This window comes from Pseudomonas sp. IT-P100, from assembly GCF_949767185.1.
Classification (GTDB): Bacteria; Pseudomonadota; Gammaproteobacteria; order Pseudomonadales; family Pseudomonadaceae; genus Aquipseudomonas; species Aquipseudomonas fluorescens_B.
Genome location: NZ_CATKQK010000033.1, coordinates 328,318 through 352,882, shown reverse-complemented (window position 1 = coordinate 352,882; position 24,565 = coordinate 328,318). Strand labels below are relative to the sequence as shown.

Below are 24,565 nucleotides of genomic sequence, written 5' to 3'. Positions count from 1 at the left end.
GCGCGGGAATGATCGACGCGCCATATCGACGGTTTTGCTCTGATCCGCTTCACCTTTCGCTTCGAAACGGTAAACCCTCTTATGGGGAGAACAGCGAAGAAGCGCTGCACAAGCTTGCCGATTTGTTCCGTGTCGGGAGAGCATTGGGTAGCGGAACCGATACCGAAAAAGTGCGAGGTCAGCAGCTTGATCGCGAGCTGATGCGTCGGCTGGGCAACCGCAACGAACAAACCCGCGCCAACACCGTCAAGGCACTTCTTGGCGTAGTCGCACCGGGCGGGCAAGACAAGAATGTCGAGCTTGTCGCCCAGCGTTTGACGGATATGGCGGGGCAGGATCCCGACAAGGCAATGCAGGTTCTTGCGGTGATGTACCGGATGAATTTGCTACAACAGACCCAGCAAAACTTCGTACCGGTGGTGGTGGCGGGTACTGTGCTGTTGGGGGCGTTGGCTACTTCGCTCGCGGCCACGCAACTGCCTCCTGAACGGCAAGCAGAGATGCAGGCGGCAGTGTCGAGCGCGATAGACTCTATTGAGACGAACGTGCGCGATGTCAATCAGCGTGCTGAGATGATCAAGCTGATCGTAGATGTCGCGCTTACCAACCTTGGGCTTCCGATTCATGTGCTTGACCCGAGGTTGAAGAAGTACGAAGGTCTGTTGGTTGAGGCGGGCAAGCAAAACCCGAGTAGCGGCGGTTATGCGGAGGGCGGGCAGGCCTCCACAACGCCCCATACCGGTGGAAGCCAATTGGATGGTCAGCAAGGCGGTAATGTTTATGTGACGCCGGGGCATCAGCTGAATCCGGGGGCGGTCTATAACGAAAGTACCAATGCTGACGGTGCAAAAGAGGCCGCTTCGGAAGGATTAGAAGCCACAAAGACGGGCAAAATTACTATTGACGGCAAAATTGGCGGTCAACTTGAAGCTCGAGGGTGGACTCAGCAAGAGGTCCAGGACGTCATTGATGAAGGGCCAGTGGGAACTACTGCTGACAACCGATCTGCGTCGAAGACGCCAGATGGATTGGCGAGAAGTGATCCGGCATCCGTGTATGGCTCAAAGAACGGGTATGTTGTAGTTAACGACCGGACTGGCGAAGTCGTGCAGATAAGCGGCAAAAATGACCCAGGGTGGATTCCGGATAGTCGAATTAAGTGGAAGTGAAAATGATCATTGATCTTCAGCAGCGCTACGACTCATCCGATGACTTCTTCAATCTTGGTGGAAGCGTTGTGATGAAGGTCTCAGCCGATGCAGCAGTTGCTATTTGTGAACGCGCTGCACAGCGCGGGTTAGTGGTCGCTCGAATCGAAGGAGGCATTTGGCATGCCCCTGGATTTGAGGCGCGGTTGGATTGTATTTGGGACGGAGTTGATCCCCCAGTCGATCAGAGAACGGCCGAACAAAACAATCGAGTAGCGGCTGAATTCGTGCGCACGGAACAGGCCGTGCATGATGTCTACGTGATTACGGCGCCTCGTATGTTGGGATGGTAAGCACGTCGCGTTTGCTGGCAGCAAGGAACACTTGAAGGTCCGGTAGTAGTGTTGGTGCAAAAGCGACAGGTGGTGCAGTAGAGCTAACATTTGACAAAGCTACCCGGACTTGGACAACCCCAGCAGGTCTAGACTATGGACAAGGATCGGTTCAAGGAAACAGAGTTTTGCATGTTTTAGAGCATGCGGAGCCGAATCCGGCCAAGACAACGCATAGCGTCTTTAAGTTGGCCCTGAGAACTCGTTTGTGTTTCCGAAAAGCTATTTGGATGAGCTTTACAAGTCGACAGGTGGGAATATTCGCGCCGTGGAAACGAAACTTAGCTTGCCTGCTGGTTATCTGGATAAGGCTCAGGCAGAGGTAATTGCTAAGCCAAATGTTCGCATGCCGTCAGGGAATGAAGTTGGTGCATTTCCTGGTTATTGGGTTCCTGGGGGGTATACTTCTGGTGGCGTGCCAGAGGCTGTCATTCCCGGGCAGTTGCGAATTGATCAAGTCGCTGTAAAGGCTGTGAGGGAGTTGTTCAATGGAAATTGATTTGCCACTTGGTTATTGGTTGAAGAACACTAGTGAAGGGCATTTTTGCATCGGCTTTCAATATGGAGGGCACATGGGGGGAATGTGAAATATTTCTTCCAAGGTCCAAGTTGCAAAAGTTTTGCTCTGATGACGAATGGCGTAATCAGACTATAAATCGATTTTACAAAATTGTTTTTCTAGCCATCCCAGAACTGAATGTGCCGATCCCTGAGACTGAAGCAAAAAAGGACGGCGTAGTTCCTGATGACTGGGCTTGAAATAAAAGTCGCAATAGAGTCGCAATAGAAAACAATAGGGTGTAAAAGCGACAGGTGGTGCAGTAGAGCTAACATTTGACAAAGCTACCCGGACTTGGACAACCCCAGCAGGTCTAGACTATGGACAAGGATCGGTTCAAGGAAACAGAGTTTTGCATGTTTTTAGAGCATGCGGAGCCGAATCCGGCCAAGACAACGCATAGCGTCTTTAATATGGACAGAAAAGAAATTTTAGGAACTGTCGATGAGGCATGGCTCAAGAAAGGTAGTCCCGTGGTAGGTGATCCGGGTGCATATGTTGTCCCGATGGGCCGAGCGATTGGTACTTCGGGAGAAACGAGTATTAAAATTATTGTTCGGCCTGGGACCAATCAGGTCATTATCGCCTATCCTGTTAAATAGAGAAGTTTTATATGCTGTGTCCAAGGTGTGAGCAGGGAGATGTTGTCAAGGCTAGAATTGTAGCTAACGACACTTGCTTGTTCGTATGTCAAGAGTGCGAGGCCTCATGGTTTTTATACGAAAACATTGGGGTTAAGGCCTTTGTCGACTATGGGACTTATATGGAAAGTCTAGGACTGAAACCACTATGGAGTGAGTTGCAAATCATTCCTGAGTAGGTGCAAAATGGTCGATCAAGAATAAAATCATAGTAGGTAATAATGATCTGGCACCACTTCGAGTGGTGTGCGGGTCGAAGGGTATTTGACTCCCAATAAAATTGGCCATCCAAAGCGTTATGGGGCTTAGTGAAAATATGTTTCTCATGGGAAGACTCAGGTGGTGGGCTTTCCCCATATTGCAGGTCTAGCATCCTCAATGAAGATGGAGTCAGCCCGCTCGCTTGCTTGTTAAATGATGATGGCGGAATTTATTTTCTGGATACCAACGTATTTCCGTGACGAGCGTACCTGCGGTGTGAAAGGGATTCATCTATTTCTCCCGCGACAAAATGGGCTACCCAAAAGGTCGCCCGTTTTCATTCGCTCCACAGCCTGCGCCCGCAATACAGGTGTCGTGGGCCGCATTGCGAAAAAAACAAGAACTCCTGCGCCCAAATGCAGCCATAGCCTTAAGAACGCTAATTCTTGAATCCGGCAATGGCGCAGGTCTTCAGCCACTCGCCCAATCACGGATTCCAGACCGCAAGGCAGACCCCGTGAGGGCAATGATGAACCCCCATCTGAACTTCGGCATTGAAGAGGAATACTTCATCACCGACCTGCGCACCCGGCGCATGTCGGAGGATCCGCCCGGCGCAGCGATTGAGGCGTGCAAGGCCGCGTTAGGCCCGTGCTTTGCCTATGAGATGTTTAAAGGGCAGGTCGAAGTCGCGTCGCCAATATTTACTGACATTGCGCAAGCGGCGGAGTACCTGGCCAACGTTCGCCAAACCTTGCGGAAAGCGCTTGATCCTTATGGCCTGGGACTACTCAGTGTCGGCAGCCATCCGTTGGCGGACTGGCGTCTGCAACAGGCCACGGAGCAGGATCATTTTCTTCAACTGTTCGAAGACTTTCAGCGCGTAGCCCGGCGCAGTTTGCTGTCCGGTCTGCACGTGCATGTTGAGGTGCCGAGGCATCTGGACCGTATCCACGTGATGAACGAAGTCTTGCCATGGCTGCCGTTTTTGCTGGCCTTGAGCAGTTCTTCACCGTTTTGGGACGGCGCCGACAGCGGCTTTGCGAGCTACCGGCAAACGGCTTGTGATGAATGGCCGCGGATGGGCGTTCCGGAGTTTCTTGAGGATCAAACTGCCTATGACGCTTACGTTGCACTGCTGATCCTTACCGGGACGATTCGGCAGGCTGGCGATGTCTGGTGGGGTTTGCGGCCGGCGGCGAAGTATCCAACCCTGGAATTGCGCATGACGGATGCGTGTCCACGGCTGGATGATGCGTTGTGCATTGCTTCGTTTTTTCGGCTGGTGGTGGCGTATGCCATTGACCAACCGCGCCCCGGATCTGCCTATTCACAAGCATCCCAGTGGGTTCTCAAGGAAAACCGCTGGCGGGCGAAACGCTACGGAACTCGGGCGTCGTTCATTATTGAAGGCTACGACCGGCCGTTCTCCATGGAGCAGTGGCTGTTCATGGCTGAACAGATATTGGGCGATGCGGCGCGAACACTGGGTGCAGAGTCGGTTTTTGCTCACATCAGGCAGATGCTTCGTGAAGGTAACAGTGCGCAACGACAACTTGGCGTCTACCAGCGAGCCTTGGTCAGTGGGGACGATGTCCAGGCTGCACTTTCGCAAGTGGTGGACCAACTGCTGATGGAAACGTCGCAAGCGCCATCTTTCGATCAAAGGATCCCCGGCAGCGGCTATCCCGGCAGGGCGTTGACAGGACAGGTGATCTGATCCGTATTTTTCTGCGAGATCTGCATCTGTTACGCATCAGGTCTGCGCCTCACAATGACAGCACGGTCCGCATTCGCAGTAGCCCTTGCACCGCATTCTCATTCCGTAGGAGGCTCCATGGCCAAGATGTCCCTTTTCCTGGGTGGTTTTCTGCTTTTAACCCTTTTGATCGGTGCCCTGGCGACGATCTCTCCCACTTAGTCCGTTTTGCCAGTCGGCAAAAAGCACAACGCCTCCACTTGGGAGGCGTTGCAGTTTTCAGCCGTGTTACTTCAGATCAAACCGATCCAGATTCATCACCTTCGTCCAAGCCGCCACAAAGTCCTTCACAAACTTCTCCTTCGAATCGCCGCTGGCATAGACCTCAGCCAGCGCGCGCAACTGAGCATTCGAGCCAAAGACCAGATCGACCCGGGTGCCGGTCCATTTCACTTCGCCGGTTTTGCGATCGCGTCCTTCAAACTCCTCGCTAGCCTCAGAGGTCGGTTTCCATTCCACGCCCATGTCGAGCAGGTTCTTGAAGAAGTCGTTGGTCAGCGCCTCTTTCTGCTGGGTGAATACGCCGTGCTTCGTTTGTCCGACGTTGGTATTCAATACTCGCAGGCCGCCGATCAGCGCGGTCATTTCCGGCGCAGTGAGGGTCAGTTGTTGCGCCTTGTCGATCAACAGATGCTCGGCCGGAACGCGGTAGCGGGTTTTGAGGTAGTTGCGGAAGCCGTCGGCGATGGGTTCGAGGAAGCCGAAGGATTCCACATCGGTCTGTTCTTGCGAGGCGTCCGCACGCCCCGGTGTGAACGGCACCGTGACGCTGTGACCGGCATTTTTTGCGGCTTGTTCGACACCGGCGTTGCCGGCCAGCACGATCAGGTCCGCCAGCGAGATTTTCTTGCCGCCGTTGTTGAACTCGTTCTTGATGCTTTCGAGTTTCGCCAGCACGTTCGCCAGTTGCTCAGGCTGGTTGGCTTGCCAGGACTTCTGCGGCTCCAGGCGCAGACGACCGCCGTTGGCGCCGCCGCGTTTGTCGGAGCCACGGAAGGTCGAAGCCGCCGCCCAGGCCGTGGATACCAGTTGTGAAACGCTCAGGCCCGAGGCGAGGATTTTGCTCTTGAGCGCGGCGACGTCGCTGTCGTTGACCAGTTCGTGGTCGACGTCCGGGATCGGGTCTTGCCACAGCAGTTCTTCGCTGGGCATTTCCGGGCCGAGGTAGCGGGAGAGAGGACCCATGTCGCGGTGGATCAGCTTGAACCAGGCGCGGGCGAAGGCGTCGCTCAATTGATCCGGGTTCTGCAGAAAGCGTCGCGCAATCGGCTCATAGATCGGGTCGAAGCGCAGGGCCAGGTCCGAGGTCAGCATGGTTGGGTTGCGCCGTTTCGACGGGTCGTGTGCATCCGGAATAGTCCCGGCGCCCGCGCCGTTTTTGGCGACCCACTGGTTTGCGCCGGCCGGGCTTTTGCTCAGTTCCCACTCGAAGCCGAACAGGTTTTCCAGGTAGTTGTTGCTCCACCGGGTGGGCGTGGTGGTCCAGGTCACTTCCAGTCCGCTGGTGATGGTGTCCGGGCCCTTGCCGGTGCCGAAGTTGTTTTTCCAGCCCAGGCCTTGTTGTTCAAGACCGGCCGCTTCGGGCTCGGCGCCCACGTTGTCGGCAGGCCCGGCGCCGTGGGTTTTGCCGAAGGCATGGCCGCCGGCGATCAGCGCCACGGTTTCTTCGTCGTTCATGGCCATGCGGCCGAAGGTTTCACGGATGTCCAGGGCCGAAGCGACGGGGTCGGGATTGCCCTCCGGACCTTCCGGGTTCACGTAGATCAGGCCCATCTGCACGGCAGCCAGTGGGTTTTCCAGATTGCGTCCTTCATCCGTGCGGCTGTCTTCGTTTCTCCCGGGTTCGGCCACGAGTGGCACATCGCCGGGTGTCTGTACGGGTTTTTGCCCTTTGTCGTAGCGGGTGTCGCCACCCAGCCATTTGTTTTCCGAACCCCAGTAAACGTCCTCGTCCGGTTCCCAGACGTCGGCACGGCCACCGGAAAAACCAAAGGTCTTGAAGCCCATGGATTCCAGCGCAACGTTGCCGGTCAGCACGATCAGGTCGGCCCAGGAAATGTTGTTGCCATACTTTTGCTTGATCGGCCACAGCAGCCGGCGTGCCTTGTCGAGGCTGACGTTGTCCGGCCAGCTGTTGAGCGGGGCGAAGCGTTGTTGACCGGAGCCGGCACCGCCACGCCCGTCACCGGTGCGGTAGGTGCCCGCGGCGTGCCAGGCCATGCGAACGAACAGCGGACCATAGTGACCGAAGTCTGCCGGCCACCAGTCTTGCGAATCGGTCATCAATGCGGTCAGGTCTCGCTTGACCGCCGCAAAGTCGAGCTTTTTGAACGCTTCGGCATAGTCGAAGCCCTCGTCCATGGGGTCAGACAGGGACGAGTGCTGGTGCAGGATCTTCAGATTCAGTTGGTTCGGCCACCAGTCGCGGTTGGTCGTGCCACCGCCGGCGGCGTGATTGAACGGGCATTTCGATTCATTTGCCATGTGCGAGCTACCTTTTGGTCGTGTTCTTCCGGCTATCGGGCCCGGAGCGGGCGTTAAATAGCGACGAGCGAGATCAAGACACAGGCTGCAGGGCCAGCAGTTGGATCAACTGATTGTGGTGACCACACGGAATTCTGAACAGCGGCAATCAGGTTGCCTGCGCGGTGACCCACGGGCGGCCTAGTCAAGCTTCGGGCTCATTCCTGTCTCCTTTCCAGCGCTAATCCGGCCGGCTTATGACGCCAGCGCAGACTAAGGTTAGACCCGAGTCGGGAAGTCAGCTAATAGGTGGAGTGTTGTGGCCCGATAGGCAGAATCTTTCACTGAAACCCTCTGGTGGAAACGGTCGTCAGGGACAGTTGAACCAGCCGCTGACGCAATTGCGGGATTGAGATCAACCCTCGGAGGCTACGTCGGGATCGTCCGGCATAGCCTCCGAACACCCATCGTCAAAGCAGTGGAATGCTGTAGCTGACGATCAGGCGGTTCTGGTCCTGGTTTCGGCTCGCTTCACTGTTGGACTTGCCGTTGCGCCAGCCAAACCCGACGCCTTTGAACGCGCCGGACTGAATCGCGTAATCCAGGCCGATATCCCGTTCCCATTCCTTTTGCGTGTCGCCAGTGACGGTCTTGATGTTGTCGCCGCTGAGGTAGATGACCGACGCCTTCAAACCGGGCACGCCCAACCCCGCAAAGTCATACGCATACTGGCCGAAAGCGGTGCGTTCACCTGCGCGGGTGAAGGTCTGGATCAGGCGGTCGGTGTACAGGTAAAGACTGGCGCCACCGGCACCTTTGTCCGGCAGGTTGCCTTGGCTGAGCTGGGTGAAGTTGCTGCCGCTGGAAACGCTTTGGTAGCCGGCGGTGATGGCATGGGCGCCGGCGGTGTAAATCAGTGCGGCGCTCCAGGTCCGGTTGTCGATTTCGCCATCGGCGCCTTCGGTGTATCCGCTGATCCGGTAGCCTGAAGTGCCCGAACTGTTTTTGCCGGACGAATCGGTCTTGAAGTAACGCAGGTCGGTTTTCAGCGATTGATTGTCCGAGATCGTCAGCGTGTGCATCAGGCCGAAAAACTGCTGGGTGTAGTAGTCGTCGAGGTTGGCATAGTAATACTGGGCGGTCAGGTCCTTGGTGATTTTCCAGTCGCCACCGGCGAAGTCGAACGCGTTGCTTTCACGGGTGCCACCCGTTACCGCGAGCCCGGTCTGATCGCTTGAACCCCGGCCAGTCGCGTGTTCGATGCGGCCACCGGTGAGGGTCAGGTCTTTGAACTCGCCCGAAGTGATCTGCCCGCCTTCGAAGGTCTGCGGCAGCAGGCGGCCGTCGTTGGCCACCAGGATCGGCAGCTTTGGCATCAGCGTGCCCAGGCGTAGTTCGGTTTTCGAGACTTTGACCTTGCCGGTCAACCCGAGCCGGCTCCACTCGTCGACCGCGCTGTTGTCGCTGTCCGAAGGAATCATGCTGCTGCCGACGTGGCGTCCTTTGCCGCTGTCCAGGGTAATCCCCATCAGGCCCAGTGCGTCGACACCGAAACCGACGGCGCCGTCGGTGTAGCCCGACTTGTAGTCGAGCATGAAACCCTGCGCCCATTCTTCGGTTTTCGACGGGGCGGCCGGGCCATCGCGGTTGTCGTTGTTGAAGTAGAAATTCCTCATCCCCAACGTAGCTTTGCTGTCACTCAGGAAGTCGGCGTGCGCCTGGGTGCTGAGTGCAATGGCGCCCAGCGCCAGGGTTACAACCGTGTTCTTGTTGCTCATGTAAGACGCCCCTAATTATTTTTGTAATATGAATCGGGAGGGTGGCTCCCGCCGCGGCAGGCGGGAGCGTGAGGCTTGATTCAGATACCCAGCACGTTGGCGCCGATGCAGGGATCGATGCCGCGTTCCAGGCGACGCTGATGGACGATCACGGTGATTTCCATCGAACCGGTGGTGACCTCGAAATCGAGGATGTGGCCGCCATAGGCCTGGAAGGTGGCATCACCAGCAACGCCGTGCATATGGATCGAAGGCTGACCGTTCTTCCACGCCACCGAGCCGGTGATGCTGGCCATCTCGACGCTGTTCAGGATCTTGGCGTCGAAGTCCTTCTTGTCCTTGTTCCAGAAACCGAACTTGACGTTGCCGAAGCCGATACCCGTGATGGACGCGCTGGGAATCTTCTCGGCGATGGCCAGTTTGGTCAGTTCCTTGAACGCGTTGTCGCCCATGCGCAGCACCATGAGGTAACCGGTGGGTGTTTTGGTGTAGCGCGGTGTGGCTTCAGTGGCACATTGCATGGGGGCTGTCGTCGCGGCGGGCGTGGTTTCGGCAATGGCCAGTTGAGTGCCTGCGGTGGTGATCATCACGGCAGCGGCCACGGCCAGCATCAATTTGCACAAGCGGTGTTTCGGGTGACGTTGAGCTTGCATGAGACTTCCTCTGTTTTTGTTGTTGTGTGGGTACAGCGGTTTTCGGGACGAGCGAATCCGACGCCTGTGTTCAACAGGCGCGGAAGGTGTGGCTGTCAGTGGGTGTCAGTTGAAGCGCGTTGACCTACAGCGCATCGCGGTGGCTGATGCCGTCCACCAGTCGGGCGATGCTCAACGGGTTGCTGTTTTTCAGGGCGTCCGGCAGCAGGCTGTCGGGGCAGTTCTGGAAACACACCGGTCGCAGGAAACGATCGATCGCCGACGTCCCGACCGAGGTGCCGCGCGCATCCGATGTCGCCGGGTACGGCCCGCCGTGCACCATGGCGTCGCAGACTTCCACGCCGGTTGGGTAACCGTTGAAAAGGACGCGTCCGACTTTCTGTTCCAGCAGGGCCAGAACGTCGCCCTGGGTACCGACTTCCGAATCTTCGACCATCAGCGTTGCGGTCAACTGACCGCGCAAACCGTGCAATGCCTGGATCAATTCGGCGCGGTCAGCGACTTCCACCACGAGGGTGGTCGGGCCGAACACTTCTTCCTGAAGCAACTCATCGCCATTGATCAACAGGCTGGCGTCGGCCTTGAACAGTTGCGGCCGTGCCTGGTTACCCTGTTGCTCGGTGCCGGCCAGGTGTGTGATGCCGGGGTGGGCGCGCAGGTGATCCAGACCCTGGCAGTAGCTTTTCAGTGCGCCGGCGTTGAGCATGGTTTGCGCTGGTTGCTCGTTCATCAAACCGGCGAAGCGCTCCAAGAAAGCCGTGAACTCCGGCGAGCGAATGCCCAGCACCAAACCGGGATTGGTGCAGAACTGGCCCGCGCCCAACACCACGGAAGCGCTCAGGTCAGCGGCGATCTTTTCGCCCCGTGCCTTGAGGGCTTCGGGCATCAGCAACACTGGGTTGATGCTGCTCATCTCGGCAAACACCGGGATCGGTTGAGGGCGCGCCGCGGCCATGTCACACAAGGCGCGGCCGCCGCGCAGCGAACCGGTGAAGCCGACCGCCTGAATGGCCGGGTGTTTGACCAGCGCTTCACCGACGCTGCCGTAAAGCAGGCTGAACACACCCTCGGGCATGCCGGTTTTCCGGGCAGCGCGGGTGATCGCATCCGCAACGTAATCGGCGGTCGCCATGTGGCCGCTGTGTGCCTTGAACACCACCGGGCATCCGGCGGCGAGGGCGGACGCGGTGTCGCCGCCGGCGGTGGAGAAGGCCAGCGGAAAGTTGCTGGCGCCGAACACCGCGACCGGACCGAGCCCTGTGCGGTACTGGCGCAGGTCGGGACGGGGCAACGGTTGGCGGTCCGGCAGCGCACGGTCGATGCGTGCGCCATAGAAATCGCCCCGGCGCAGCATCGTGGCGAACAGGCGCATCTGACCGCTGGTGCGTGCCCGCTCACCTTGGATGCGCCCGGCGGGCAGGGCGGTTTCCCGGCACACGAGGGCGATGAATGATTCATCCAGCGCGTCGAGCTCGGTGGCGATGGCATCGAGAAACCCGGCGCGGCGGGCGGCCGACAGGTTGCGAAAGGTCGGGTACGCCGTGGCTGCCGCTTGTGCCGCCGCATTTACTTCATCGGCGGTCGCCTGGTGGAAGCGGTATGGCAGCGCTTCGCCAGTGCTGGCGTCGCGGCTTTGCAGGGTGGTCGTACCTTTTGCCGAACGTGCGCCGGCGATGTAGTTGTGGCCTGAAACTTCAAACATGTTGGACTCCTGATGAGCAGTTCAAATCGGGTCAAGCGAGGCGGTAGAGACGCCGGGCGTTGTCATGAAACAGGGCCAGCCGATCAGCAGGGGAACGCTCCCTGACGATGGTTTTGAAACCGTCGAACACTTCGCTGAGGCTGTTCACCACGCCATCGACCGGGTAATTGCTGGCAAACGCGCAGCGACTGATGTCGAAGATCGAAATCGCGTCGTTCACCACCCCACGGTTCGCCTCGACCGGCCATGCCTCGCCCGGGATGCAGATGCCGGAAATCTTCAGCGCGACGTTAGGTTCCTGTGCCAGCAGCGCGAGGTTTTTACGCCAACCGGCCAAGCCTTCTTCCGAACGATCTGCGGGCAGTGCGGTGTGATTGACCACGATGGTTACGTCGGGGAAATCCCGGGCCAGTTCGGCGGCTTCCGGCAGATGCCACCACGGCGCCTGCAACTCGAAGTGCAGGCCGTTTTCGGCCAGTCGGGCATAACCGTCGCGCCAGCGCGGATCGCGCATGGAGCCGGGTTCGGCGAAATCTTCACTCCAGGCCTCGAGGCTGGTCACCGTTGGCTTGTGGCGTATGCCGCGCACCAGCGGGTGATCGCCGTACAGGCGCAGCAGATCAAAAGCGTCTTCGCGATCCAGCCAGGCCTGCGCAACCATGGCGCCCAGGGTGGATTCGGTTTTCGCCAGCGACTCGACAAACCTCACTTCTTCAAACGGCGTCTCCGGGTCCCATTCACCCTCGATCACGACCGTCTGCACGACATGATGGCTGCCGGTGAGCCGGTGATAGTCTGCCGGCAGGAAATTGCGGCAGATGGACGAATAATCGCCATATCGAAACGGTCGCAACGGGCGGTCGTTCAACCACGGGTAGTAATGGGTTTCGATGTCGAAATAGTGTTGATGCGCATCGACGATGGGCAAGTCCGCGTCATCGCCGCTGGCGAGAAAACGCGCGCGCCAATCGATGGCGGACAAGTTATCCATGCGGCTCCTCCAGACGATAAAAGCGCCGAGCGTTGCCGGCGAACACCGCTTCCTGCAAGGCTCGCCCCATAGGCGCGAGCATTGCGGCCATGCCATCGGCAATCGTGTCGTAGGAGGCGCGCAGACCGGCAACCGGAAAGTTGCTGGCGAACATGCAGCGCTCGGGGCCGAAAATCTGCAGGGCGGTCAGGACCACCAGCCGGTTATCGTCGTAGTTCCAGGGCGAATCCTTGAGGCCGAACTCCGACAGCTTGATGTGCACGTTGGGCTGCAAGGCCAGCGCTTCCAGGCCTTTGCGCCAGCGCGTCATGCCGGCCGGGCTGCGATCCCAGGCGAAACCGGTGTGATTGAGCGCGATGCGGATCTGCGGAAACATCGCCGCCACCTCGGCCGCCTCGACCAGGTGCCACGGCGGTACCCGCAGGTCCCACGACAGATCGTGAGCGGCCAGCCGGGAAAATCCTTCCAGCCATTTCGGGTCCTGCATCGTGCCCTTGGCCCCGGCAATCGATACCTCCGGTGAAGCCGAGGTCACCGGTTTCGAGCGAATGCCTTTCACCAGGGGCCGGGCGGCTTGTTCCGCAAGAATCTGCGCGCTGTCTTCGCGATCGAACCAGGCGTGGGCGACGATGGCATTCGGGAAGCCGTAGCGTGCGTTCACCTGTTCCAGCCAGCGTGTCTCGGCGACTTGCTCGTCACGCGCACGTTCGGCCTCGACATGCACGGTCCCCACCAACCGTTGTTTGGCGGTCAGGGCCAGGAACTGTTCCGCCAGGAAATCACGGCACAGGCTGTGATAGTCGCCGAGGAAAAAGTCCTCGTGGTATTCGTCCTGCAGCCACGGATAGCGACCGTTGCCGAGGTCCCACAGATGATGGTGAGCATCGACAACCGGCAGCGCATCCTCGGCGGCAAGGTTCCGCAGACCGTTGCGTTCGTGCAGCGTGATCATGACTCGACCCTTTTCAGCGTGACGCAGAGAATTGGGAAGGGCTGAGCACGCCGTCTTCGACTTCGCCAGCGGCGGCGGCCTCGGCTTTGGCCTGCACGCGGCTGCGCAGTTTGGCGACGTTCACCACCACGCGGGTATGCGCGGCCGTGGCGACCAGCTCGACGTCATCGCGCACTTCGACGTTGAAGGTGACACTGCGACCTTCGATGCGGGTCACCGTGGCGACGATGCTGACCGACATGCCCAGCAGCGTGGCGCCGACGTGGCGGATATCCACCGCCGCGCCGACCGTGTTTTCGCCGTCATCGAGGAAGGTCAGCAGGTAATCGAGGCACGTCTGTTCTATGTCGTCGACCAAGCGTGGCGTGGCATAGATGCGCAGGTCCTCGCCGAGAAACGAGATGGTGCGTGGCTGGTCGACGATCAGTCGGCGTTCGGTGGCGGTACCGGCTTCGAGCGTGGAGAAATTCATGGGAAACCTCATGTTTGAGTGCTGACAGTCAAAAAGTGATTCAGGCGTTGGGCAGGAAACCGATGGAAATCCACGGCACGGCAATCAGCACCCCGAGCGCTACGACCAGCGCGCCGAGATACGGCCAGACCCGACGCATGGCGCCGCTGGGGTCGACCTTGGCGATGGCGCACGCGGCGTAGAAACCCACGCCAAACGGCGGGGCGAACAAGCCCAGGCCCATGGCGAAGATCGCGACCATGGCGTAATGCACGTCGTTGATGCCCATGGCCTTGGCAATCGGGAACAGCAGCGGCCCGAACAGCACGATGGCCGGGATGCCTTCCAGGAAACTGCCGAGCAGGATGAACGCCACGGCGGAGATGATCAGGAAACCCATCGCACCACCCGGCACAGTCGACATCACCTGCGCCAACTGATGGGAGAAGCCCGACTGGGTCAGCGCCCAGGCCATGGCGGTGGCGCTGCCGATGATGATCAGGATCGCGCCGGACAACGAGGCGGTGCTGACCAGAATCGGATACAGGCGCCGCCAGTCAAAGCAGCGATAGCACAGCAAACCGACGATGAAGGTGTAGGCCACGCCAATGGCGGCGACTTCGGTCGCGGTGGCGACCCCTTCAACTACGGCGGTGCGGATCACGAAGGGCAGGGCCAGCGCAGGGATCGCGAGCAACAATGAGTGGCCGATTTCCTTGCCCGAGGCGCGTTTACCGGTGGAAGCCTCGCCTTTGCGGTTCTTCCACCAGATCACGGCGGCCATGGCAATCGCACCCACCACCGCCGGCATGAAGCCACCGGTGAACAGTGCGGAAATCGACACGCCGGTCACCGAGCCGATGGTAATCAGCACCAGGCTGGGCGGAATGGTTTCCGACATCGCCCCGGAGGCATTGAGCATTGCCACCAGTTCGTTTTCATCCTCGCCGCGTTTCTTCATTTCCGGAAACAGCGCGGGTGCGATGGCGGCCATGTCGGCTGCCTTGGAACCGGAAATGCCGGAGATCAGGTAGATCGCGCCGATCAGCACATACGACAAACCGCCGCGCACATGACCGATCAACGAGCACAGGAAGCGAATCATCGCCCGCGCCATGCCCATGGCCTCGATCAGCGCCCCCAAAAACACGAACAGCGGGATGGCCAGCAGGATCAGGCTGGCCATGCCTTCGTCCATCCGCCCGATCACCAGGGTCAGTGGAGTGCTGGTCATGGTCGACAGATACGCCACCGTCGCCAGGCCGAACGCGACCATGATTGGCACGCCGATGACGATCATCGCCATCACGCCGATCATGAAGAAGATCACCAGGTTCCAGTTGCCCATCAACAGCATCCAGCCTTCGGCCACCCACAACAATGCGCCGAGGGACGCGAGCATCGCCACCGACACCGAGAAGTCGATCAACCGTGCGCTGGTCAGCAACCGTGCGACGCAGGTCATCAGCATCAGGCTCAGGCCGACGGCGATGGCGGACACGCGAAAGGCGTTGGGAATTTCCAGGGCGGCGGTGGTGATGATCCACTCATCGCTGACGTACTCCCAGGCCGGGGTGAACAGCAGGCCGATAAAGGTGATAACGATCACCGCGCCCAGGGTGTCGACGAAGGCGCGTTTTTCCACGGGCAGCCGCCCGATGAACGAGGTGAGGCGCATGTGCTCACCGCGCCGCATCGCCACCACCGAGCCGAGCATCGCCAGCCACAGGAACAGCAGCGAAGCCAGTTCATCGCCCCAGACGATCGGCTGGTTGAGCACGTAGCGAGAGAACACATTGCAGAACAGCAGTGTGACTTCGATCACCACCAGCAACGCCGCGCTGCCCTCGGTCAGCCAGCGCAGGCCGGTGTCCAGCGCACGACCGAGACGAAACGTGGTTTGGCGCGGGCTGACTCCTTCAGCGGGGGACACTTCCGTCATTGGTATTTCAGTTTTCATGACCTTGTCTCCGGCTTAGGACAGTTGACCTGCGTATTGCTCAAGCAAGCTCCAGGCTTCCGGGCCGTACTTTTCCTTCCATTGGGTGTAGAAGCCCTTCGACTGCAGGTCAGTCCTGAACAATGAACGGTCGACTTTATTGAAGGTGATGCCGTGGGCGGTCAGCGAGGGTTCCAGGCTGGCGTTGAGGTCGATCACCTGTTGGCGCTGGACCAGCGCGGCGGCGTTGATCTGCCGGGAAACGATTTCCTGCACATCGGCGGGCAGTTTTGGAAAGGTCTTGCCCGAGGCGACGATCCAGAAACCGCCCCAGATGTGGTCGGTCATCGAGCAGTATTTCTGCACTTCATAGAAGCGTGCGGACTCGACCACCACCAACGGGTTTTCCTGGCCGTCGACCACTTTGGTCTGCAAGGCCGAGTAGGTTTCGTTGATGCTGATGCCGGTCGGCGAGGCGCCGAGGGCGCTGAACATCGAGGTCCATAACGGGCTGACCAACACGCGCAGCTTGAAGCCGGCGAGGTCTTGCGGGGTGTTGATCGGCCGTGTCGAACTGGTGATCTGGCGGAAGCCGTTGTTCCAGACTTTCTCCATCGGGATCAGGCCGACTTTCTCGGTTTTGGCCCGTACGTGCTCGCCCAGTTTGCCGTCCAGCGCGGCCCAGACACTGTCGTAATCCTTGAACGCGAACGGCATGCTTTCAATCGACATGGCCGGTACCAGCGTCGAGAGAATCGCACCGGGCAGCGGAATGAAATCGATCGCCCCGGCACGCACCTGGGACAGCATGTCGGTGTCGCCACCCATGGCGCCGTTGGCGTACACCTGCAAGTCCACTGCGCCGTTGGTTTCGGCCTTGATCGCGAGCGAGGCTGCTTTCATCTGGATGTTCAGCGGGTGGGTGTCGGGCAGGCTGCTGGTGTAGCGCAGTACGATGGGTTTGGTCGCGGCGAAGACGCCGGAGGGCAGCAGGTTGGCGGCGAATGCACCACCCACGGTGACGCCGGCAGACACTAGAAATGATCGGCGGCTGACAGACTCGGTCAAGATACGGCTCATGATGTTCACCTTCTTGTTTTTGTTGTAGTTGTTCTAAAAAACAGCAGATCAATGATGCGAACGCTGTTCCCTGCGGGAGCGGGCTTGCTCGCGAAGGGGCCATCAGTCTCGATATCTGTATTGACTGAACCACCGCATTCGCGAGCAAGCCTGCTCCACAGGTTTTTGCGTTATGCCAGGGCCACCACTGCTTGGCTCCGGATCAGCTCATCGATTTCATTCTCCGCATACCCGCTTTCCTTCAGCACTTCGCGGGTGTGTTCGCCGAGCAGCGGCGCAGGGCGGCTGGTGGTTGGCGGGGCGTTGTCCATGTCGGAGAAGTGGATCGGCAGGCCCATGCCGCGCACCCGGCCTTCGGTGGGGTGTTCGGTCTCGACGACCATGCCGCGAGCCTTGGTTTGTGGATGGGCGAGGGCGGCGGCGATGTCGAGGACCGGCCCGGCAGGCAGGCCGAGGCTGTCGAACAACACCATCCATTCATCCGTGGTGCGCGCGACCAGGACTTCGTTGAGAATTTCCACCAGGGCCAGACGATGCTCCATGCGCAACGCGTTGCTGGCGAAGCGCGGATCGGCCTTGAGTTGCGGCAATGCCAGCGCTTCGACCAGCCGTTCGTAGTTGGCCTGGTTGGCGGCGCCGATGTTGATCCAGCCGTCCGCCGTGCGGAACACCTGGTACGGCGCGCTGGTGGAGTTGGCCGAGCCCATTTTCGGCAGGATGGTGCCATCGGCGAAATACGCCGCTGCCGGCCAGTACATCTGTTGCAGGCCGGCTTCGAACAGCGACGTGTCGACCATCTGCCCGAGCCCGGTTTTCTGTTTGGCGGCATAGGCGGCGCAGATGCCGAGGGCGGCAAGGATGCCGGAGTTGATGTCGGCCACCGGCGAACCGGCCTTGACCGGCTCACGCCCGGCTTCACCGGTCATGCTCATCATGCCGCTCATGCCCTGGGCGATCAGGTCGAAACCGCCTTTCTCGCCGAACGGCCCGCTGCGCCCGTAACCGGAAATCGCGCAGTAGATCAGGCCAGGGTTGAGGGTTTTCAGGGTGTCGTACCCCAGGCCGAATTTCTCCATGGTGCCGGCACGGTAGTTTTCCGTGACCACGTCGGCGTCCATCAGCAGGCGGCGCAGTACGTCGCGTCCGCCCTCGGTTTTCAGGTTCAGGCCGATGCCGCGCTTATTGCGGTTGACCACCATGAACGAAGCGGATTCGCCGCTGGCCATGATCGGCGAGAAGCGGCGCGAATCATCACCGTCCGGGACTTTCTCGACCTTCACCACGTCAGCGCCCATGTCGGCCAGCATCATGCCGCACACCGGGCCGGACATGATGTGAGCCAGTTCTACCACGCGCATTCCTGTCAGCGGTCCCATGTTATTTACCCTCGAATTGTGGTTTGGCTTTCGCGATGAACGCGTTCAGGCCAGTCTGAAAATCGTCGGTGTCGTAGCAGGAGTAACTGCTGTCGATCTGTTCGACGGTGGGGGCAACGCCCGCTTCCAGTTGTCGCGCTGCCTGGCGATGCCAGCGAGCAACGAGGGGCGCGCCTTGGGTGATGCGTTTGGCGGTGGCGAGGGTCTCTGACTCGACCTCGGCATCGGGCACGACGCGGGTCACGATGTTTTTCACGTAGGCGTCGTGGGCGTCGAGAATGCGGCCTTCCAGAAGAATTTCCAGGGTCGTCGAGCGTCCGGCGAGGGCTACCAGCCCGGCCATTTCGTCATAGGACATGACCAGCCCGAGCTTGCCGACCGGCGCACCGAAGCGGCTGGATGTGCCACAGATACGCAGGTCACAGAGCGCGGCGATTTCCAGGCCGCCACCGACGCACACGCCATGGATCATCGCGATCACCGGGTGCGGGCAATCGACAACCGCGCGCATCGCCTTCGAGGTGACATCGGCATAGACCCTGGCTTGCGCCTGGTTGGCACGCATGGCCGGAAACTCGCCGACATCGGCGCCAGCGGCAAAGGCCTGTTCGCCGGCACCGCGCAACACCACGCAGCGCACGCTGAGGTCGGCGGACAATTCGGTCATGACGTCACCCAGGTCCTGCCACATGGACAGGGTCAGGGCGTTCATTTTTCCCGGATGACTGAGGGTGACGATGGCAATGGTGTCTTGCCGTTCGATAAGGACGGTGGGCTTCATGATTGTTCCGCTGGCGTTGGCTTGGCCGACGACGCGGATGCCTCCTGATTTATTGTTGTTGGATAGCGGCTGCTTACAGCGATTGTTCGAGCATCGACAGGTAGTCCGCAGACGAGGCTTCGCGCGGGTTCGTCTTGTGGCTGTGATCGTGCAACGCGCCCTCGACGATGCCGGCAAACAGGCTCGGATCGACGCCGATCTCGCTCAGGCGGGTGGGCAGGCCCAGGCGTCGGGTCATGTCTTCGATGGCCGCACCGATGTTCGCGCCGGCTTCAAGGCCCATCGCGTGGCGCAGACGTTCGAGTTTGCGCTCGTCACGGACGGTCGGAGCATTGGCATTGAAGTGCACGACCGCCGGTAAAAAAATCGCGTTCAACGTGCCGTGGTGGAGTTTCGGGTTGATGCCGCCCAGGGAGTGGGAGAGGCTGTGCACGCAGCCCAGACCTTTTTGAAAGGCGAGTGCGCCCTGCATCGAAGCGCTCATCATGTTCATCCGCGCTTCACGATTGCCAGGCTCGGCGGTGGCACGTTCGATGTGTTCCCAGGCGCGCCACAGGCCATCGAGGGCGATGCCGTCGGCGGCGGGGTTGAAGGCCGGCGCCATGAAGGTTTCGATGCAGTGGGCGATCGCGTCCATGCCGGTGGCGGCGGTGAGCATGGGCGGCAGGCCCAGGGTCAGTTCCGGATCGCAGATGGCCACGCGAGGCACCACGTAAGGCGAGATGACGCCGACTTTGCGACCATCGTCGAGGATCAGGATGGCGCCTCGTCCGACTTCACTGCCGGTGCCCGCCGTGGTGGGAATCGCGATCAGCGGCGCGGTGGCCGACGTGATGCGGTCCAGCCCGCCTTCGATCACCGCAAAGCTGTGCAGAGGACCGTCGTGGGTGGCGCAGACCGCGACGCCCTTGGCCAGATCGATCGAGGAACCGCCGCCCACCGCGATGATGCCGTTGCACTCGCCGAGGTGGTAGTGCGCCACGGCTTCACGCACGGCGTGTTCGTTCGGGTTGGGCGGGGTGGCGTCGAAAATCGCCGGAGTGAGGCCGCCGAGGGCAGCGATGACTTTGTCGACGATGCCGGCATTGCGCACGCCGACGTCGGTGACGATCAGCGGCCGGGTGATGCCGGCGCGCTCGGCTTCGGCCGCCAGGTGCTGGAGGCTGTCATAGCCGAACTGGATTTTGGTGACGTAATTGATGAGTGACATGATTCACCACAAGTTATACAGGATTGTTATTGTTGCAACCGGTCTTGGGCAGGAGGGCGTTAGCGCTCTGGTCAAACCCGTTGCATTGCCTGGTTGTGGGGTGGACTATAGGGCCGTCGTGGCCAGCCTCGATACTGACAACTTTCGATACCTCTATAACTTTTAGTTAATCCTGATGACGCCCTCACTGAACTCGATCATGTCCCGCCTGCACATCAAGCAGCTTCGTTTGCTGATCGCCCTGGATGAGCACGGCTCCTTGCTGGGCGCGGCCAAGCAGGTCGCGCTGACCCAGCCCGGCGCGAGCAAGGCACTGCAGGAAATTGAAACCACCTTTGGCACGTCCTTGTTCACCCGCACTAACCGCGGGCTTGAACCGAACGATGCCGGACGCTCGGTCATCCGGTACGCGCGGTTGATCCAGACCGACCTCGCGCACCTGCGCGAAGAGATCATCGGCATCATGAGCGGCGAGGGCGGGCGCGTGTCGGTCGGCACCATCATGGGCGCCGTTCCGCTGCTGACCACGGCGATCAGCCGGGTGATAGCCGACCACCCGAAGCTGTCCATCGAGATCGTCGAGGACACCAGCGCCGCGCTGCTCAGCCAGCTCGACGCCGGACGCCTGGACCTGGCGATCTGCCGTACTACCATCAGCACCACTCCCTACTTGTACGAGAGCTCGACCTTCGTCGAGGAAACCCTCGCGGTGATCGCCAGTACCCAACATCCGTTCGCCTATGCCCGGCAGCTATCGCTGAAGGACCTGGTGGATTACCGCTGGGTCGTCTACCGCGCCAACATGCCGATGCGGTTATTGCTGGAGCGGGAATTTCACGAGGCCGACCTGCGTTTTCCGGTGCACCTGCTGGAAACCACCTCGGCCTTCGCCACCTTGTCGCTGCTTCAGGAAAACCCGACCCTTGTCGCGCTGGTGTCGACCGACGTGGCGAAGTTCTGCTCCGGCTACGGCTTCACCACCACGCTGCCGTTGCCCATCACCTCGCGCAGCGAACCCTATGAACTGGTATCGCGCAAAAGCGTGCCGGACTCGCCGGCGGCCAGGCTGTTGCGCGAGGCGTTGTTGAATCCCGCGTAGAACCGTAATGCTGTTCACACCCGGAGAGTCTTGAACCAGAGAAACCTGTGGCGAGGGAGCTTGCTCCCGCTTGAGTGCGTAGCACTCACAAAAACCGCATTGGCTGTCAGCTTTTTGGGGCCGCTACGCAGCCCAGCGCGAGCAAGCTCGCTCGCCACAAGTGACCAGCATTAGCCTGGAACCAGTGGTTGGGATAGTGCCCGGCATTGAGGGCGTGCATTCGTGCGATTCAGGCAAAATTGATTTGTGACTGGCGCGGTGTTTGTGACGGATCAACGCCGCGATACTCGACGGGATTTTGCCTTCCCCTAAATTGGCCCACGGATGGCCATTGCGAGGTTCGAACCATGACTGTTTCCCGCCGATTGGCGCTCTTGATGACCGCTGCCGCGTTGCTTACCGCGTGTGGTGAATCGTCCAAACTGCCGCCCCAGGCCAGCGTCGGCCCCTCGCCGCAGTTGCCTGAACCCACCACTTCGTTGATCCCCACGTTGAAGGTGTCCAAGGCAGTCGGCTGGTCAGGCAGTGACATGCCCAAGGCGCCTGCCGGATTCAAGGTGACCGCGCTGGCGGACGATCTCGACCATCCGCGCTGGATCTACCTGCTGCCCAACGGCGATGTGCTGGTCGCCGAAAGCAATCACCCGCCGATGCCCGAAGGCGCCACGGACGGCGGCAGCGGGCCGCTGGCCTGGGCGAAGCGCACGGCGATGGGCATTGTGATGGGACGGGTCGGCGCCGATGTGCCCAGCGCCAATCGCATCACCTTATTGCGCGATGCCGATGGCGACGGTCACGCTGAAACCCGCACGGTGTTCATGAGCGGGCTGACTTCGCCATTCGGCATGGCGTTGGTGGGTGACGAGCTGTTCATTGCCAACGCCGATGCCGTGGTCAAGGTGCCTTACACCACGGGGCAAACCGAAATCAGCGCGACGCCGGTAAAAGTCACCGACTTGCCCGCTGGCATCAACCACCACTGGACCAAAAACGTCCTCGCCAATCCCGAGGGCACCAAGCTTTACGTCACCGTCGGCTCCAACAGCAACGTCGGTGAAAACGGCCTTGAGGCCGAAGAAGGTCGTGCGGCGATTTGGGAAGTCGACGTTAAAAGCGCAGAAAAGCGTCTGTTCGCCAGCGGCCTGCGCAACCCCAACGGCCTGGCCTGGAAGCCGGGCTCGAACGAGTTGTGGACCGTGGTCAACGAGCGTGACGAAATCGGCAGCGACCTGGTACCGGATTACCTGACCTCGGTGAAAGACGGGGCGTTCTACGGCTGGCCGTGGAGTTACTACGGCAACCACGTCGACACCCGTGTAGAGCCGCCGCGCCCGGACAAGGTGGCTCGGGCCATCTCCCCGGATTACGCGCTGGGCACCCACGTCGCACCGCTGGGCCTCGCGTTCTCCGACGCCCGCGCGATGCCCGCCGGTTTCGCCAATGGCGTGTTTATCGGCGAGCACGGCTCGTGGAACCGCAATCCGCAGGCGGGCTATAAAGTGGTGTTCATCCCGTTCAGCGACGGCAAGCCGTCAGGCGTGCCGGTGGATTTTCTCACCGGTTTCCTCAATGCCGATGGCGAAGCGCAAGGGCGTCCTGTGGGGGTAGCGCTTGATCAGGGTGGTGCGTTGCTGGTGGCCGATGATGTCGGTAACAAGGTGTGGCGTGTGGTGGCGGCCAAACAGGGGCAATGAAAACCTGGGCTTGACTCAGTGTTGCAAAACTCACGCAGATGATAGAAGGCGCGCGCCGCGAGGTACGCGCCGTTTTTTTTGTTCGACGAGGGCATCTTGTGGATTTTGTGCACTGGCCGGTCCGTGACGTTCTAAAAGAAGTTTGATCTATCCACTAGGGAGAAAAATCGAGGAACGAGGCATTTCCGAGAAAGGTGTAGGACGTCTCCGAGACGCATAAACCGGGTTTTTCTTCGCTTAAGGCTCGCCTATAGTTCGCCCGTCGCCGACGAATCGGTGATCGACTTTAGCCGGTCGTATCAGATGATGCACAAGCGCCCGTATAATCGCGGCGTTTTTTGCTGCCTAGAATCTACATGTCTATGGTGGCTGTGCGTGGGACACCTTCGGGTGTGCCGGGTTCATCTGTCCGGTCGGCTAACCCGCGCATAGCTACCACCCAAATTCGTTTAGCCGCGAAAGGGTGGGAGCTTCAATTATCAGGTGAGATTCACGCCATGCCTAAATTCCACCCGCTCCAAGGCAACTTCAGCGTCGGCCCGACGCTGTACATCGACACCGAAGCCCGCGCTTCCGATCTTCTTGAAACCGCCGTCCACCGACTAAAAGCTGCGCGTAATCTGCTCAACAGTGTTTCCTGCCTTTGCGTCAGAGAAGCCGAGGGTCATGACCTGGAGCATTTCGCCAACGCCGCACACATGCTCGTCCAGGACGGCTGTGATGCCTTGGATGTGCTGGGCTGGACGCTGGAAAAAGCTACACGCTGAGAACGAGAAAGCCGCGATATTCGCGGCTTTTTTGTGCGTCAAAGTGGCCTGCTCAAACCCCGTTCCTGGTGTTTTGCGGCCCATGAGACTGCTGGGTTGCATCCGTCACTTCCGCAGTCTTGTCCTGAGTCTCGTGCACCGCCTGGATGATGACCTTGGCCACGTCGGCCGGACGCGACTGCTGCGGCACATGACTGGCCTGGACTTCGGTGACCTGCGCTTTCAATTTCTTGGCAAACGCACGCTGCAGATCCGGTTGGATCATGCGGTCGTCGCGAGCAACGACGTACCAGGTCGGTTTGCCTTTCCAGGCAGCGACGCTGGTTTTGTCGTCGAATGCCGAGGCACGAATCGGTCCCTGCGTGGCGGCCATGACGGCGGTCTGTGCAGCGGGAAGATCCTGGGCGAAGCCGGTGGCCATGCCTTGGGGGGTCATGTAGAGAAAACCGTTTTTATCAGCGGCGATGTCTTTCACGCCGGGCGGCGCCGGGAAGTCTTTGCCCAGATCCTTACTGGCCTGGCCCGCATCCGGGGCGAACGCAGCGACGTACACCAGGCCACGGACTTTCTGGTCAGTACCGGCCTGACTGATGACTGTACCGCCCCAGGAGTGCCCGACCAGCACAACGCCGTTGTCCTGATTGTTCAACACGCGCTGCGTGGCCGCAACGTCATCGGCCAGGGAAGTCAGCGGGTTTTGCACCACGGTAACCTTGATGCCTTCGGCCTGTAGCAGCGGAACAACCTTGCCCCAGTCGGAGCCGTCGGCGAAAGCTCCGTGTACGATCACCACCGACGGTTGCGGGGCGGCGGCCTGGCTGCCGACGGCGAACAATGAAGTGGTCATGGCGAGTGCGAGGGCGATAGCCTTGGGTTTGAACATGGTTGGAACTCCTGTGGTTGGTGTGACGCAGTTTCAGGAATACGGG

Annotated in this window: 21 protein-coding genes; 8 read left to right on the top strand and 13 right to left on the bottom strand. The window is 60.0% G+C overall.

What is annotated here, in order from left to right; all coding sequences use genetic code 11:
- Positions 1-8: 8 nt before the first annotated feature.
- The 5 genes from ACM6IQ_RS22015 to ACM6IQ_RS21995 all read left to right on the top strand — a co-directional run bounded on the left by ACM6IQ_RS22015 (position 9) and on the right by ACM6IQ_RS21995 (position 4,661).
- Complete coding sequence (locus ACM6IQ_RS22015) at positions 9-1,169, top strand: colicin E5-related ribonuclease (RefSeq protein WP_414879838.1); 1,161 nt, start codon at positions 9-11, stop codon at positions 1,167-1,169.
- A 2-nt stretch (positions 1,170-1,171) separates the two neighbouring features.
- The gene (locus tag ACM6IQ_RS22010) at positions 1,172-1,501 is read left to right on the top strand and encodes a colicin immunity protein (RefSeq protein ID WP_017338147.1); all 330 of its coding nucleotides are present in this window, start codon (positions 1,172-1,174) and stop codon (positions 1,499-1,501) included.
- A gap of 247 nt (positions 1,502-1,748) precedes the next feature.
- Entirely contained in the window at positions 1,749-2,039 is a 291-nt protein-coding gene (locus ACM6IQ_RS22005) for a hypothetical protein (RefSeq protein ID WP_144425250.1), read from the top strand.
- A 380-nt stretch (positions 2,040-2,419) separates the two neighbouring features.
- The gene (locus ACM6IQ_RS22000; RefSeq protein WP_414879837.1) at positions 2,420-2,701 is read left to right on the top strand and encodes a hypothetical protein; all 282 of its coding nucleotides are present in this window, start codon (positions 2,420-2,422) and stop codon (positions 2,699-2,701) included.
- A 769-nt stretch (positions 2,702-3,470) separates the two neighbouring features.
- Positions 3,471-4,661 (top strand): carboxylate-amine ligase, encoded by a 1,191-nt coding sequence (locus ACM6IQ_RS21995; protein ID WP_414879872.1) that lies wholly within the window; start codon positions 3,471-3,473, stop codon positions 4,659-4,661.
- A gap of 267 nt (positions 4,662-4,928) precedes the next feature.
- Here ACM6IQ_RS21995 and katG read toward each other — a convergent pair whose 3' ends face one another.
- From katG to ACM6IQ_RS21935, 12 genes are all read right to left on the bottom strand, one after another.
- Entirely contained in the window at positions 4,929-7,184 is a 2,256-nt protein-coding gene (gene katG / locus ACM6IQ_RS21990; protein ID WP_414879836.1) for a catalase/peroxidase HPI, read from the bottom strand.
- A gap of 449 nt (positions 7,185-7,633) precedes the next feature.
- Positions 7,634-8,941 carry an OprD family porin gene (locus tag ACM6IQ_RS21985; protein ID WP_017339298.1) on the bottom strand — a complete coding sequence of 436 codons (1,308 nt, stop codon included), beginning with the start codon at positions 8,939-8,941 and terminating at the stop codon, positions 7,634-7,636.
- Between the two features lie 80 nt (positions 8,942-9,021).
- Positions 9,022-9,594, bottom strand: coding sequence for a PPC domain-containing DNA-binding protein (locus ACM6IQ_RS21980; protein ID WP_017339297.1), 573 nt, complete (start codon positions 9,592-9,594; stop codon positions 9,022-9,024).
- Between the two features lie 124 nt (positions 9,595-9,718).
- Complete coding sequence (locus ACM6IQ_RS21975) at positions 9,719-11,296, bottom strand: aldehyde dehydrogenase (NADP(+)) (RefSeq protein WP_414879835.1); 1,578 nt, start codon at positions 11,294-11,296, stop codon at positions 9,719-9,721.
- Between the two features lie 31 nt (positions 11,297-11,327).
- Positions 11,328-12,287 carry an amidohydrolase family protein gene (locus ACM6IQ_RS21970; protein ID WP_017339295.1) on the bottom strand — a complete coding sequence of 320 codons (960 nt, stop codon included), beginning with the start codon at positions 12,285-12,287 and terminating at the stop codon, positions 11,328-11,330.
- The gene (locus ACM6IQ_RS21965; RefSeq protein WP_414879834.1) at positions 12,280-13,239 is read right to left on the bottom strand and encodes an amidohydrolase family protein; all 960 of its coding nucleotides are present in this window, start codon (positions 13,237-13,239) and stop codon (positions 12,280-12,282) included. Before ACM6IQ_RS21965 ends, ACM6IQ_RS21970 begins: the two co-directional genes overlap by 8 nt.
- 13 nt (positions 13,240-13,252) lie before the next feature.
- Positions 13,253-13,711, bottom strand: coding sequence for a thioesterase family protein (locus tag ACM6IQ_RS21960; protein ID WP_017339293.1), 459 nt, complete (start codon positions 13,709-13,711; stop codon positions 13,253-13,255).
- Between the two features lie 40 nt (positions 13,712-13,751).
- Positions 13,752-15,650 carry a TRAP transporter large permease subunit gene (locus ACM6IQ_RS21955; protein ID WP_031318990.1) on the bottom strand — a complete coding sequence of 633 codons (1,899 nt, stop codon included), beginning with the start codon at positions 15,648-15,650 and terminating at the stop codon, positions 13,752-13,754.
- Between the two features lie 15 nt (positions 15,651-15,665).
- Entirely contained in the window at positions 15,666-16,709 is a 1,044-nt protein-coding gene (locus ACM6IQ_RS21950; protein ID WP_017339291.1) for a TRAP transporter substrate-binding protein, read from the bottom strand.
- A gap of 170 nt (positions 16,710-16,879) precedes the next feature.
- Positions 16,880-18,085: a CaiB/BaiF CoA transferase family protein gene (locus ACM6IQ_RS21945; RefSeq protein WP_031318988.1), complete on the bottom strand. Its 1,206-nt coding sequence runs from the start codon at positions 18,083-18,085 to the stop codon at positions 16,880-16,882.
- A gap of 1 nt (position 18,086) precedes the next feature.
- The gene (locus tag ACM6IQ_RS21940) at positions 18,087-18,866 is read right to left on the bottom strand and encodes an enoyl-CoA hydratase-related protein (protein WP_414879833.1); all 780 of its coding nucleotides are present in this window, start codon (positions 18,864-18,866) and stop codon (positions 18,087-18,089) included.
- A gap of 73 nt (positions 18,867-18,939) precedes the next feature.
- On the bottom strand, positions 18,940-20,076 hold the full coding sequence (locus tag ACM6IQ_RS21935) for an iron-containing alcohol dehydrogenase (protein ID WP_414879832.1): 1,137 nt from the start codon (positions 20,074-20,076) through the stop codon (positions 18,940-18,942).
- Between the two features lie 175 nt (positions 20,077-20,251).
- On the opposite strand from ACM6IQ_RS21935, the gene ACM6IQ_RS21930 reads away from it, so the two are divergent.
- From ACM6IQ_RS21930 to ACM6IQ_RS21920, 3 genes are all read left to right on the top strand, one after another.
- On the top strand, positions 20,252-21,175 hold the full coding sequence (locus ACM6IQ_RS21930; RefSeq protein ID WP_414879831.1) for a LysR family transcriptional regulator: 924 nt from the start codon (positions 20,252-20,254) through the stop codon (positions 21,173-21,175).
- Positions 21,176-21,522: 347 nt separating this feature from the next.
- Positions 21,523-22,869 (top strand): PQQ-dependent sugar dehydrogenase, encoded by a 1,347-nt coding sequence (locus ACM6IQ_RS21925; protein ID WP_414879830.1) that lies wholly within the window; start codon positions 21,523-21,525, stop codon positions 22,867-22,869.
- A 497-nt stretch (positions 22,870-23,366) separates the two neighbouring features.
- Positions 23,367-23,636, top strand: coding sequence for a hypothetical protein (locus ACM6IQ_RS21920; RefSeq protein ID WP_414879829.1), 270 nt, complete (start codon positions 23,367-23,369; stop codon positions 23,634-23,636).
- A 52-nt stretch (positions 23,637-23,688) separates the two neighbouring features.
- On the opposite strand, the gene ACM6IQ_RS21915 is transcribed toward ACM6IQ_RS21920, so the two are convergent.
- Positions 23,689-24,519 (bottom strand): alpha/beta hydrolase, encoded by an 831-nt coding sequence (locus ACM6IQ_RS21915; protein WP_017339283.1) that lies wholly within the window; start codon positions 24,517-24,519, stop codon positions 23,689-23,691.
- Positions 24,520-24,565: the final 46 nt, after the last annotated feature.